General features: G+C 42.1%; 12 protein-coding genes. 7 read left to right on the top strand and 5 right to left on the bottom strand.

Features of this window, described 5'->3' with window-relative positions:
• Positions 1-110: 110 nt before the first annotated feature.
• From HYG93_RS12120 to rsfS, 5 genes are all read left to right on the top strand, one after another.
• On the top strand, positions 111-2924 hold the full coding sequence (locus HYG93_RS12120; protein ID WP_106984613.1) for an ATP-binding protein: 2814 nt from the start codon (positions 111-113) through the stop codon (positions 2922-2924).
• A 104-nt stretch (positions 2925-3028) separates the two neighbouring features.
• A complete protein-coding gene (locus HYG93_RS12125) occupies positions 3029-3817 on the top strand; it encodes a crotonase/enoyl-CoA hydratase family protein (protein ID WP_106984612.1) in 789 nt (262 codons plus the stop codon).
• A gap of 34 nt (positions 3818-3851) precedes the next feature.
• Positions 3852-4721 (top strand): NAD(P)-dependent oxidoreductase, encoded by an 870-nt coding sequence (locus HYG93_RS12130; protein ID WP_106984611.1) that lies wholly within the window; start codon positions 3852-3854, stop codon positions 4719-4721.
• Between the two features lie 46 nt (positions 4722-4767).
• Positions 4768-5556, top strand: coding sequence for a hydroxypyruvate isomerase family protein (locus tag HYG93_RS12135; RefSeq protein WP_106984610.1), 789 nt, complete (start codon positions 4768-4770; stop codon positions 5554-5556).
• Between the two features lie 82 nt (positions 5557-5638).
• Positions 5639-6037, top strand: coding sequence for a ribosome silencing factor (gene rsfS, locus HYG93_RS12140; RefSeq protein ID WP_106984609.1), 399 nt, complete (start codon positions 5639-5641; stop codon positions 6035-6037).
• Between the two features lie 55 nt (positions 6038-6092).
• On the opposite strand, the gene HYG93_RS12145 is transcribed toward rsfS, so the two are convergent.
• From HYG93_RS12145 to HYG93_RS12160, 4 genes are all read right to left on the bottom strand, one after another.
• A complete protein-coding gene (locus HYG93_RS12145; protein WP_106984608.1) occupies positions 6093-6344 on the bottom strand; it encodes a hypothetical protein in 252 nt (83 codons plus the stop codon).
• A 283-nt stretch (positions 6345-6627) separates the two neighbouring features.
• Positions 6628-8082 carry an NAD(P)(+) transhydrogenase (Re/Si-specific) subunit beta gene (locus HYG93_RS12150; RefSeq protein WP_106984607.1) on the bottom strand — a complete coding sequence of 485 codons (1455 nt, stop codon included), beginning with the start codon at positions 8080-8082 and terminating at the stop codon, positions 6628-6630.
• Positions 8083-8085: 3 nt separating this feature from the next.
• Positions 8086-8406, bottom strand: coding sequence for a proton-translocating transhydrogenase family protein (locus HYG93_RS12155; RefSeq protein WP_106984606.1), 321 nt, complete (start codon positions 8404-8406; stop codon positions 8086-8088).
• A gap of 11 nt (positions 8407-8417) precedes the next feature.
• Positions 8418-9545, bottom strand: coding sequence for a Re/Si-specific NAD(P)(+) transhydrogenase subunit alpha (locus HYG93_RS12160; protein WP_106984605.1), 1128 nt, complete (start codon positions 9543-9545; stop codon positions 8418-8420).
• An 889-nt stretch (positions 9546-10434) separates the two neighbouring features.
• Between HYG93_RS12160 and HYG93_RS12165 the strand changes: the two genes are divergently transcribed.
• Positions 10435-11352 carry a DMT family transporter gene (locus tag HYG93_RS12165; RefSeq protein ID WP_178962516.1) on the top strand — a complete coding sequence of 306 codons (918 nt, stop codon included), beginning with the start codon at positions 10435-10437 and terminating at the stop codon, positions 11350-11352.
• Between the two features lie 43 nt (positions 11353-11395).
• Here HYG93_RS12165 and soxR read toward each other — a convergent pair whose 3' ends face one another.
• On the bottom strand, positions 11396-11896 hold the full coding sequence (soxR, locus tag HYG93_RS12170) for a redox-sensitive transcriptional activator SoxR (protein ID WP_106984603.1): 501 nt from the start codon (positions 11894-11896) through the stop codon (positions 11396-11398).
• A gap of 69 nt (positions 11897-11965) precedes the next feature.
• On the opposite strand from soxR, the gene HYG93_RS12175 reads away from it, so the two are divergent.
• Positions 11966-12391 (top strand): RidA family protein, encoded by a 426-nt coding sequence (locus HYG93_RS12175; protein ID WP_106984602.1) that lies wholly within the window; start codon positions 11966-11968, stop codon positions 12389-12391.
• Positions 12392-12400: the final 9 nt, after the last annotated feature.

Below are 12400 nucleotides of genomic sequence, written 5' to 3' on the forward strand. Positions count from 1 at the left end.
ACTGCGCCTGCACCCATTTGCAGGGCTTTTTCGTGAAAGTGATTAAAGCGCAGTCAGTTTCAAATAAAGCATGCTAATATGCAGTGCATAAGGAATAAACTGCTTGAATCATGTCAAATATCAACAAAAAGCTTTTTAAACGCCTACACTTAAATCATGCCTATGGACAGCTCATTGCGTTAATTTTTGTGCCCATTACAATTTTGGCATGTGTGGGTGCAACCTTGGTCATTAGCGAAACTTCCAATGCCGCCAAAGCACAACAACGCCAAATGGCGATTGCGATTTTGACGCGTTTTCAGCCTGCATCCGAAGATGCGCTCAACTTATTGGCACAATATCCATGGCAATTCGATCAAGCACGAAATGCCATGCAAAATATGTTTAGCGAAAAACATTTGATTCGTGCTGCAATCTTAGACAGCCAAGAAAAAAATAGAATTAGTTTTGGCTTCCAAGATGATGCGCCATGGCCAAAGCTTGCAGAGAACAAAAAATCAGAGTTTATTGGGCCTATTCGTTTAAATCACAGTAATGTGTATGCCACACAAATTCATGATGAAATGAATACGCCTTACTGGCTGGTGATTGAGCTCGACAACCAACCTCTAGAAATTGCACACTATCGCGTGCTGATGGTGTTGGTCGCAACAGGTTTACTGACCCTACTTTTATTATTGTTATGCCTCAATTTCTATTCGCGTCGCTGGATTGCACCGATGTACGAAATTCGTATGCAATTACAACGCCTCAATGCTGACACCTTAGATCAGCACATGATTATTAACAGTACAGGTGAGCTTCGCCTTTTACAGCGTGACATTGCCAACGTGGTCAATCGTCTGCATTTTAGTTTTTTAGAATTACGCGAACATACAGAACAAACCGAAGACGATTTACGCCGTACGCTCGATACTTTAGAAGTGCAAAATATCACTTACCGTCAAGCACGCGACCAAGCGATTCATGCCAATCAATCTAAATCGGTTTTTTTAGCCAATATTTCCCATGAACTCAGAACACCCTTAAACAGTATTGATGGCTTTATTCATCTGTTACTGCGCCAAGGTAATTTGAGCAATGAACAAAACTTATATTTACAAACCATTCGCAAATCTTCTGCACATTTGCTGGCACTCATTAACGATGTATTAGATTTTTCTAAAATTGATGCCGGAAAACTCGAACTCGAAACTGCACCTTTTGATCTAGAAGAAGCCGTTTTTGATGTTATGGACATGCTTTCGCCTTTAGCGGCACAAAAGCATATTGATATGACCTTTTACTATGCGGACAACGTGCCCGTGCATGTGATTGGTGATGCCTTACGTTTTAAACAAATTTTGACCAATTTAATTTCTAATGCGATTAAGTTCACCCCTGATGGTGAAATTATTGTTCGTGTGCGAATGGAACATGATGATATTGGCCAGTGCCTACTTCATTTTAGCGTACAAGACAGTGGTATTGGCCTAAGTGGCACAGACCGTAAAAAGCTGTTTGAATCCTTCTCACAAGGTGATGCCTCCGTTACACGTCAATTTGGCGGTACAGGTCTTGGTTTGGCAATTTCTAAACAATTGGTCAACCTCATGCATGGTCAAATTGGCTTTGAAGACAACCAAGAACGTGCACCGACCGAAAAAGGGTCAACCTTTTGGTTTACCGCAATGTTTAGCGTGAATGAAGATGAAGAAGTCATCCATCCACAATTTGAACATTTAACTGTGGTATCATATTTAGCACATCCTGCTACAGCCAATGTACTACGCCACTACCTTGAAGATTATGCTGTACAACACGTCGAAGCACAGTCGATTTTAGATTTATTTAGCCGTCTAAATCAGTTTGAACATGCTGAAAATACTTGGCTCATTTTAGACCATAGTGGCGATACCGAAGCCATGCTCAAAGAAATTCGCTCACGTTATCACGGCAATTTGGCGATTTATGGCTATCAAATGCTACTCGATCCAAGCATGCTAAATGAATACCGTGCTCGTCCATTACATCAACCGCTGAGTCGTAGTGCATTGGCACAATTGTTGGGTAATGAGCCCTTGTTTGAACATGACGCCATGGATAACTTTGATGGCCAAGGCTTACATATCTTAGCGGTCGATGACCATCTACCCAACTTGATTGTATTAGAGGCGCTCTTATCTGAACTTAACGTGACCACCACCAAAGCACTCAGCGGTCAAGAAGCCTTAGATATTATTCAATCTCGCCATGCGCAAGGGCTCAAAGATTTTGATTTGGTCTTCATGGATATTCAAATGCCCGTAATGTCTGGCATTGATACCACGCGTGCGCTGCGTTCATTAGAATCCACCAAAGAAGAACAAAAACGTCTGCCGATTATTGCGCTCACGGCACATGCACTTTCGGATGAAAAGCAAAAGCTGTTGCAAAGTGGTATGGATGATTACGTGACTAAACCGATCCAAATGGAACAGATTATTCAAATCTTGACCCATTGGACCGCTGAAAACTTTAAAAAGCCTGTTGCTGTAGAACGTACTGCTGTTATTGATTCACTCGACAGCAATATTTTAGATTGGCAACAATGTCTTATGCTAGCGGCCAATAAAGAGGACTTGGCGGTCGATTTGCTCAAAATGCTTACTGACAGTTTCGAAATAGAAGTGAATGAAATTGAACAGCTGATTGAGCTTGAAGATTTCCCACAACTCGAACATGTGCTCCATCGTTTATACGGTGCAACTCGCTATGTCGGCACACCCAATTTGCAAAATGTTACGGGTAGCTTTGAGCAATTTGTTTCAACCTTACGTAAAGAACGCCGCAGAGCCGATGATGCCTTCATTCAAGAAGTCCACAAACGCTTTGATGAAATGAAAGCCATCATTGCGCAAGTTGAACTGGCAGCCCAACATATTTTAAGTCAGCACAATACTTAAACAGGTCGTCATGCCCGATTTAAATAGAAGGATGACTGAGCTGTCATGCATGCAAGATAAGCTCATGCTATGCTCGTCGCAAAGAAACAAAAAGAGTGTACAACATGGCTTTGGTCAAATTTGAAAATAACAACGGCATTGCAACCGTTAGCCTAAATCGCCCAGATAAACGCAATGCCATGAGTTTTGCCCTGCTCAAAGAGCTGGTAAACATTGCCAATCGTATTAAAAAAGACCGTACGATTCGCTGTGTGATTTTAACTGGCGAAGCACAAGTATTTAGTGCAGGCATTGATTTAAGTGATTTAAACAACCCGAAAAACACCGCTTATGCTGCATGGGAACTGATCCGCCCTGGTCAAAGTCTTTTTCAAAAAGCATTTTTGATTTGGCAAGAACTGCCTGTTCCAGTGATTGCCGCGATTGAAGGCTATTGCTTTGGTGCAGGTATGCAACTTGCTCTGGCTGCCGATATTCGTATTGCACATCCAGAAACACAAATGTCGATTATGGAAAGTCGCTGGGGTTTGGTTCCAGATATGGGGCTCAGCCGTTCGCTTAAAGGCATTATTGGCTTAGATTTGGCGAAAGAATTGACACTTACTGCCCGTATTTTTGACGCCAACTATGCCAAAGATATTGGTTTGGTCACGCATCTCAATGCAACACCGCTTCAACAAGCTCAAACACTCGCTGAAGAGATGCTTGGCCGCTCACCTGATGCCTTAACCGCAGCCAAACGTGTACTAGATGCTATGGAACATCAACCAAGTAAATCTTTACGTTTAGAAAAAATTTGGCAACTTAAATTATTGCTCGGCAAAAACAGCAAACTGGCACGTAAAAAAGACAAGAACCCTGAAGTTCAATTTTTACCGCGCCAATTCCGCTAAGCTTAAAACAGTATGATCATCTAATGGAACACGCATGAACTTCGACCTTCAAACTAAAATTGCATTTTTGGGCATGGGACTCATGGGAAGCCGTATGGCAACTCGTCTCTTGCAAGCTGGCTTTGCAGTCGCAGTTTGGAATCGTAGTCCGAGTGCTTGTGATGCCCTGATTGAACAAGGTGCAACTGCACTCGATTTGAGCCAACTTGGCCAATATCCTGCCATTTTAACCTGTTTGGCCGATGATCATGCTGTGCAAAATGTCTTTAGCTTAATTCAACCACACTTAAGCAAAGGGCAAATTATTGCAGATTTTTCAAGTCTATCCGTAGAATGTACAAAGCAACTTGCTCAAGCAGCACAGCAACAAGGCGTCAATTGGATTGACTGCCCTGTCTCTGGTGGAACAGCTGGTGCCGAACTTGGCACTCTGGTTATTTTTGCAGGTGGTGATGCACCAAGCATTCAACGCCTAGAACTGATTTATAATGTGTTATCACAGCGTGTTACCCGCATGGGAGAAACAGGCGCAGGCCAAGCCACAAAAATTTGTAATCAGCTCATCGTCGCAGCCAACAGCACCCTCATTGCAGAAGCTGTTGCACTGGCCGAACACGCGGGTGTCGACACAACACTTCTCGCACCTGCTTTGGCAGGTGGGTTTGCTGACTCAAAACCTTTTCAGATCCTCACACCTCGTATGGCGAGCCAAAGCTTTGAACCCGTGCAATGGAAAGTACAAACTTTATCTAAAGACCTAAACAATGCCTTAAAGCTGGCAGCTTCATATCAATTGCATATTCCTGTTGCCATACAAGCCCTTGATCAATTACAACAACATCAAGCCAATGGTTATGCCGAGGCAGACTTATCTACCATACGTTTACAGGTCAAATCTAACTAACTGTGTGCTGTCATCATTTTTCGCTTAATTTCAGAGGGTGCCAACCATGATTAAATTGGCCGTTAATCTGTCCATGATTTTTACCGAAGTGCCCTTGCTTGAGCGCTTTGCGCTGGCACGTGCTCATGGTTTCGATCATATTGAAATCCAATTTCCATATGAGCTAAGTATTGAGCAAATTCAAACCCAACTCACCATACATGACTTAAGCCTATGTTTGATTAATGCGCCTGCAGGTGACTTGATGACTGGTGGCAATGGCCTTGCTGGTATTCCAGGTCAAGAAATTGAATTTCATCATGGTTTAGAAAAAGCCATTCGCTATGCCAAAGCATTACAAGTACCTAGCATTAATATCCTTGCGGGTAAACAACCCCTAGATGCAGATTTACTACCCTGCTTAAAAACCTTGGCGACCAATTTAAAACTGGCATGCCACATGTGCAGTGATCACGATATTCAACCAGTATTTGAAATGATCAACGGCACCGATATGCCCCGCTTTTTGGTGCAAAACATTGCTCAAGCACAGGAAATGCTTGAGGCTGTACGTCACCCTGCCTTAAAAATGCAATTTGACTGCTACCACATGGCCATGATGGGCGAAAATTTATTGGAAAGCCTACAAGAAAATATCGATGCGATTGGTCATATTCAATTTGCAGACAATCCAGGTCGACATGAACCTGACACAGGAAACATTGATTATGCAGTCATTTTTGATTGGCTCAAACACAGCCAATATACAGGTTTCAGTGCTGCCGAATATCGCCCACAAAATTTGTCACAAAATTCTTTTGCGTGGAAAGACAAATACTTCTCATCAATAAACTGAAGAGATCAAGGTGCTGATTTGAAATTCAGCACCAAAACCGCTATATTAGATGATGAATAATTGTCTGGAAACCATACCCTCCATGAATTTAGAACCATCGCCCGGCGCTTCAAACTTTCAAGAACCTGCATTAAGTTCAAAAAAAGACGTACAAGCTTGCTTAGAAGTGGTACGTGAAGCTCTCGAAGATGTAAAAGCGAAAGAAATCGTCGAAATTGATGTTAGCGCGATCAGCAACGTTGCAGATGCAATCGTGATTGCATGCGGTACATCAACACGTCATCTCAAATCCCTTGCAAACAACGTTGCTGAAGAAGCACGTAAAGCTGGCTTCCGCCCGATTGGTGTTGAAGGCGAGCGTGATGCAGAGTGGATCTTGATTGACCTCGGCTTTGTCGTTGTTCATGTTATGCTTCCTACAGCACGCAAATTCTATGATTTAGAAAGCTTATGGCGCACAGCACCTGAGTCTGTGGCATAACATCTTTATCAATAAAAAAGCGGTCAATAGACCGCTTTTTTATTGCCTATAATATTTACCACTCACGCTGTTCTAAACTGGTCAAAGCCCGCAACATTTGACGCATAATGTGGCGACGGCAGTGCTTCAAATCATCTGTTTCACAAACATCATTTAAAAAATGATTCAATGCATATACCGGCTGATTGCTATAACGTTGCTCCCAAAGACTTAATGCTTCTTCTAAAGCTACACTACTGATATAAGGCTCTAAGCTGCTGGCAATTGCAGATCTGCGGTTCTCAATATTTAATCGTTCTGTACTCATAGCGTCCCCCTGCTCAAATCAATAAACATGCCTTTCACTACGGTTATAAACTGCTTATTACTTATAGTTTTGCAAGAAAAATGCCAACAATATAAAACATAGCAATCATCAGGCTTTGCTTATAACACTCCCCCATTTGCCTACAAAAAATTGTCAGCTTGCGACCAGTTTTAGAGAATAATCTCTCAATATGTAGCAATTTTTGCGCATTACAGCATAGCTATCTTTTTTCATTTTCCATAAAAAACCGCCCGAAGGCGGTTTCTCATCAAAAGTTTGAGTCTTAATGACCGCCACCATTGATTGCTTTTGTCATATCTTCTACAACTTTCTTCGCATCACCAAAGATCATCATAGTCTTGTCGTTATAGAACAAGTCATTATCTAGGCCTGCATAACCTGTTGCCATAGAACGTTTGATCACCATGATCGTACGTGCTTTATGTGCTTCAAGAATTGGCATACCGTAAATTGGCGATGTTGGATCATCTTTGGCTGCAGGGTTTACAACGTCATTCGCACCAATCACAAGTACAACGTCTGTTGCTGGGAAGTCTGAGTTGATTTCGTCCATCTCTAAGATGTCTTCATACGCAACGTCCGCTTCAGCTAAAAGTACGTTCATGTGACCTGGCATACGACCCGCAACTGGGTGAATCGCAAAACGAACCGTTACACCTTGTTCTTTTAAGATTTCACACAATTCTTTCACTGCGTTTTGAGCACGACCTTGCGCCATACCATAACCTGGTACGATCACAACGCTGTCCGCATTTGACATTAAGAAACCAGCATCGTCTGCCGAACCTGAACGGTAATTACGTTGAACTTGCTCACCTTTGTCTGCAGATGCAACTGCTGCACCACCCATTGCACCACCAAACAAAACGTTGATGATTGAACGGTTCATAGCTTTACACATAATGTAAGACAGAATCGCACCAGATGAACCTACAAGTGAACCCGCAACAATCAGCATGTTGTTTTCAAGTGTGAAACCAATACCTGCTGCAGCCCAACCTGAGAAAGAGTTCAGTAGTGAAACGACCACTGGCATGTCACCGCCACCCACTGGCGCAATCCATACCCAACCAAACGCAAGTGCAAGTGCAGTCATTGCCCAGAATGCATTCATGTTACCCGTCGTAAAGAAGTAAACACCACATGCCAACATTGCAATAAACAACAATGCTTGTACTGGTTTTACCCAACCGCCTGAAATGGTTTTTGCCCATTTTTTGGCAGCCAATTTACCATAAGCAAATACAGATGCAGTAAAGGTAATCGCGCCTACAAAACAGCCCACAAACAATTCAAATAAATGAACACTGCTCATGTGCGCATGCTGTACGCCAGCAGCTGTTAACGCCGCTTCGTTTTCTGCAAATAAAGCAGTTAACTGGTTGTTATGCAAAATGGCTGCTATCGCAATCAATACCGCAGCTAAACCCACCAATGAGTGCATCAATGCAACAGTTTCAGGCATTTGCGTCATTGGAACTGTACGTGCACGTGCAATACCCACGACTGCACCCAAAACCATCGCGCCACCAATCATCCAAACTACAGGATGATCTGCTACAAAGAATGTGGTAATCACGGCAATCGCCATAGCGATCATACCGTAGCGGTTACCTGCGATTGCAGTTTTCGGGCCAGATAGACCGCGTAAAGTGAGAATGAAAAGGACCGCACCAACAAGGTAGAACCAATCCGCATATTCTTTAATGAATTCCATGGATTAGCCCTCTTTTTTCTTTTGTTTTGGCTTAAACATTTCGAGCATACGTGCAGTTACTGCGAAGCCACCAAAAATGTTAATACTTGCCAAAAATACTGCTACTGCACCCAATACGCTCACTACGTTCACGCTTTGGAATTGTACGCTTGCTTCTAATACCCCAGGAATACCTACGGTTTGTAGCATTGCACCTACAATAATAATTGAAGACAACGCATTGGTTACTGCCATTAAAGGCGTATGTAAAGCCGGCGTTACACCCCAAACAACGTAGTAACCTACGAAGATAGCGAGGACAAAAATCGTAATCGTTTCAACCATGACAAGTCTCCTTAGCCGCGCTTCAACAGCACTTGACCGCTGTGAGTGACCAATAGGGCTTTTTGAATTTCTTCTTCTGGATTAATCGCGAAGTTTTTCTCAGCATCAAATAATGTGTCTAAGAAATTCAAAACGTTGCGTGCATACAGTGCCGAAGCTTCAGTCGAAACTGTAGAAGGAATATTTGGAATGCCTAAGATTTTTACACCGTTAGCAGTCATCACATTTTCACCACACACAGAACCTTCAACGTTACCGCCAGTTTCAACCGCCATATCTAAAATGATTGAGCCTGGTTTCATTTTGGCAACTGTTTCTGCTTTGATTAAACGTGGTGCATCACGGCCTGGTAATAAGGCAGTCGTAATCACGATGTCCGCATTTGATACAGCTTTATCAACAATAATCGCTTGATCACGGATGTATTCTTCACCCGGCATCCAACCATAACCATTCTTCGCAGCATCTGCCGCTTTTTGCTGTTCTTCTGGTGACATTGGTACGTCTAACCATTTACCGCCAAGTGATTCAACTTGATCACGTGCCGTTGGACGTAAATCTGTTGCTTCTACAACTGCACCTAAACGTTTTGCTGTTGCAATCGCTTGCAAGCCGGCAACACCCACACCCATAATCACTACACGTGCTGGTTTTACTGTACCCGCTGCAGTCATGAGCATAGGGAACATACGTTGATATTCAGCAGCAGCTAACAATACAGATTTATAACCTGACAAGTTGGCTTGAGATGAAAGTACGTCCATGTTTTGCGCACGAGATAAAGTACGTGGCAATAGCTCCAACGCAAATGCAGACACTTGCTGTGCAGCAAATTGGTCCAACTCCGGATTACGGTATGGGTCAAACATTGCAATGACTGCGGTATTTGGCGCAAGCTTTTGAATTTCGTCACCCTTCGGCGCACGTACTTTCAAAATAATTTGACTGCCGGTATAGGCATCATCTGTAATTTTGGCACCAACCTGTTCATAAGCACTATCGATATAAGCAGCGTTTACACCTGCTCCACGTTCAATAACGACATTATGACCAGCGCTGATCAACTTCTTTACTGTCTCTGGCGTCGCAGCGACGCGATGTTCACCGACAACAGTTTCGGCTGGAATTCCGATCTGCATGAGCGTTCCTCAAGCTAATTTTTCTTAAGTAAACATCGTAAAAACGATGCTTCCCCTCAGGATGTTCTTTTGTTGAATTTTTGGATTCTAATGGAACTTTTTTAAATTACCACCCAATATTTAGTTAATAAATACCCATATTTTGAACTGGTGATTCATAAAAAATATGATGCGATAAAGCAGTTATTCATTTTTATTTTTAATGGTATGAATCTTTTTTATACAAAATAATGCTGTTTTTAAGTTTTATTAAGCTAATTTAAATCTCAACTTATTGCTTATTGATCTAAATGACAAAAAAACATTCGTTTGATATTTATATTTTTAGTTGTGAAAGCCTTTAAATGCCATACATAGCAACCTATTTTAAATATCCCAAAAACAACAGTTGACCTTGCTGACAAATTTTAGGATTTTTAAACTCAAATAAATTAAGCTGTTTTTGAAAGACTTGTACAATTATCACCCCACATAAATTCTTTGATTAAATTGGCGTGATCGACAGCATTTCCCCTTAAATTATGCCATTTATGGCATTCGCCTTAAGTCTATAGATCGCATTTTTTGCTAAAAAAATAATTTCTGCGACATTTTGCACCATGATGAACACCTCACAATTTGGCGAATTTGGCTCTTTTATGCACAATATTGGTGCGTTATGAAAAAATTGATGTATTTCAAGGCCAAACAATCATTTTTTACCGCCATCGTATTAAATTTGATATTTCACACAATTCGTCAACTCAGAATTCCTGTGCTGAGCTATGCCCATTCCAAATGAAGCATTCCATTTGGGTATCGTGCCCATTCATTTTTTTGCATTTAATCTTTGTCTGTAATTTTCTTATAATCATCTTATATTCTTTTCTCTCCCAGCCATTGCATCGCCATGCCTACGCTCAGTCTATCCCCACGTCAAATGGGCGCACTTTGTGCTATTTGTGCCGCTTTTTTATTTAGCACTAAAGCTATATTTATTAAGCAAGCTTATGCATTATCCCCTCTGGTGGATGCCACCGTATTAATGGCACTCCGCATGGGCAGTGCTTTGCCCTTTTTCTTGATCATGTGTTGGTTTAGCCGTCGCTCTTACCAATATCTAACAGCTCGTGATTGGGGCATGCTTATCCTTGCAGGTTTACTTGGCTACTATCTTGCGAGTTGGTTAGACTTCATGGGTCTGATGTACATTAGTGCTTCGCTGGAACGAATTATTTTGTTTTTATATCCTACCCTGACAGTTCTAGCATCTAGTGTTATTTATAAGCAAAAACTCAGCACCAAAACTTACCTTGCGATCCTATTAAGTTACGGTGGTACCGTACTCGTCATGCTACAAGAACAAAGTAATACGCCGCAGGATGGTAATTTTTGGATTGGCGCGAGCTTTGTTTTTGCCAGTGCCGTGGCCTTTGCCTCTTATTTACTGCTTACCCCTAAAATGATAACCAAATTTGGCTCATGGCATTTTAATGCCTTAGCGTTAAGCATTACCTGCTTAGGCACGCTCATTCATTATGTTTTATTGGTACCAGCACCAATACAACTCATTCAAAATCTGCCACCCGCAGTCTGGGGCTATGGGATTGCCATTGGGCTATTTGTGACTGTACTCCCAACGGTACTGATGATGCAAAGCATTGTTCGATTAGGTCCTGGCCACTCCGCCATGATTGCATCCATAGGTCCAATCTTAACGATTTTATTGGCAGTAGCCTTTTTAGATGAACACCTAAATTCTATACAGTGGCTGGGCTGTTTGCTCAATATCGTGGGTGTGTTGATGATTAGTCTATCCAAAAAATAACATTAATCATTCGCCTCATGACGGTGCTCGAACACCATGCATATTAGGATGTTGAATCATGATCAATCCCAGATTCAGTAAAGCGTTCTAAATGCATCAAGATGTGCTGAAAATGTGCGCCAGCCGATTGCTGGGATAGTTGGTCATCAGGGTTACGCAATGGACATTGTTGTAAAGATAGGCAACCACAACCGATGCAAGAATCCAACTGCTGGCGTAACTGTAATAAATACATAATTTGCGCATCTAATTGCTGTTGCCAACGCTGTGACATCTGTTGCCAATCTGCCTTAGATGCCACTTGATGCTTTGGCAAAACCTCAAAAGCTTCATAAACCTGTTGTAGGCTAATTCCAACTTGCTGAGCAATTTTAATAATTGCAATACGGCGTAACATTGCACGTTGATAACGACGTTGATTTCCTGTGGTTCTTGTACTCCAAATAAGTTGTTTTTCTTCATAAAAGCGAACAGTAGGTACGCTGACACCACTACGCTCAGCAAGCTGACCAATACTCAGCCATTGCTGTTTAGATTCTTGCATATTTATTCTTGACCTCAAGTTAACTTGAGCTTTGATACTAGCAAGACTTTAAGCGCTAAGGAAATTGCGATGCAACAAAACCTGCACTCAGTCATCCACCTCATGAACCCAGATACGCTGTATAATCCCACTCCGTTTGCTTATAGCCACATTGCGCAAGTCAACATTCATCAGTTGAATCGTATTGTGCATATTTCAGGTCAAGGAGGCGAACAGCGCGACCAAACTTTGGCAACTGACTTTACAATACAGTTGGCGCAAGCCATGCATAATGTGCAATTGGCTTTAGAGGCTGCAAAGGCCACGCTATATGATATTGCGATGTTAAGAATTTTGGTCTGCCAATATGATCAACTCAAACATCAGTTGATTATTCAGCACCTAAAAGCACTATGGCAAGCACATGCATTGCCAGCCTGCACACTGATTCCCGTACCATGCTTGGCACTTCCCGACATGCAAATCGAAATTGAAGCCACCGCCTACTGCGCTTAACCACACGTA

This window comes from Acinetobacter sp. SwsAc6 (genome assembly GCF_013391565.1).
GTDB lineage: Bacteria > Pseudomonadota > Gammaproteobacteria > Pseudomonadales > Moraxellaceae > Acinetobacter > Acinetobacter cumulans.

Excerpts from the sequence above, each read along its gene's own strand:
- HYG93_RS12120 (WP_106984613.1), top strand. The coding sequence starts at position 111 with ATGTCAAATATCAACAAAAAGCTTTTTAAACGCCTACACTTAAATCAT.
- HYG93_RS12125 (WP_106984612.1), top strand. The coding sequence starts at position 3,029 with ATGGCTTTGGTCAAATTTGAAAATAACAACGGCATTGCAACCGTTAGC.
- HYG93_RS12130 (WP_106984611.1), top strand. The coding sequence starts at position 3,852 with ATGAACTTCGACCTTCAAACTAAAATTGCATTTTTGGGCATGGGACTC.
- HYG93_RS12135 (WP_106984610.1), top strand. The coding sequence starts at position 4,768 with ATGATTAAATTGGCCGTTAATCTGTCCATGATTTTTACCGAAGTGCCC.
- rsfS (WP_106984609.1), top strand. The coding sequence starts at position 5,639 with ATGAATTTAGAACCATCGCCCGGCGCTTCAAACTTTCAAGAACCTGCA.
- HYG93_RS12145 (WP_106984608.1), bottom strand. The coding sequence starts at position 6,344 with ATGAGTACAGAACGATTAAATATTGAGAACCGCAGATCTGCAATTGCC.
- HYG93_RS12150 (WP_106984607.1), bottom strand. The coding sequence starts at position 8,082 with ATGGAATTCATTAAAGAATATGCGGATTGGTTCTACCTTGTTGGTGCG.
- HYG93_RS12155 (WP_106984606.1), bottom strand. The coding sequence starts at position 8,406 with ATGGTTGAAACGATTACGATTTTTGTCCTCGCTATCTTCGTAGGTTAC.
- HYG93_RS12160 (WP_106984605.1), bottom strand. The coding sequence starts at position 9,545 with ATGCAGATCGGAATTCCAGCCGAAACTGTTGTCGGTGAACATCGCGTC.
- HYG93_RS12165 (WP_178962516.1), top strand. The coding sequence starts at position 10,435 with ATGCCTACGCTCAGTCTATCCCCACGTCAAATGGGCGCACTTTGTGCT.
- soxR (WP_106984603.1), bottom strand. The coding sequence starts at position 11,896 with ATGCAAGAATCTAAACAGCAATGGCTGAGTATTGGTCAGCTTGCTGAG.
- HYG93_RS12175 (WP_106984602.1), top strand. The coding sequence starts at position 11,966 with ATGCAACAAAACCTGCACTCAGTCATCCACCTCATGAACCCAGATACG.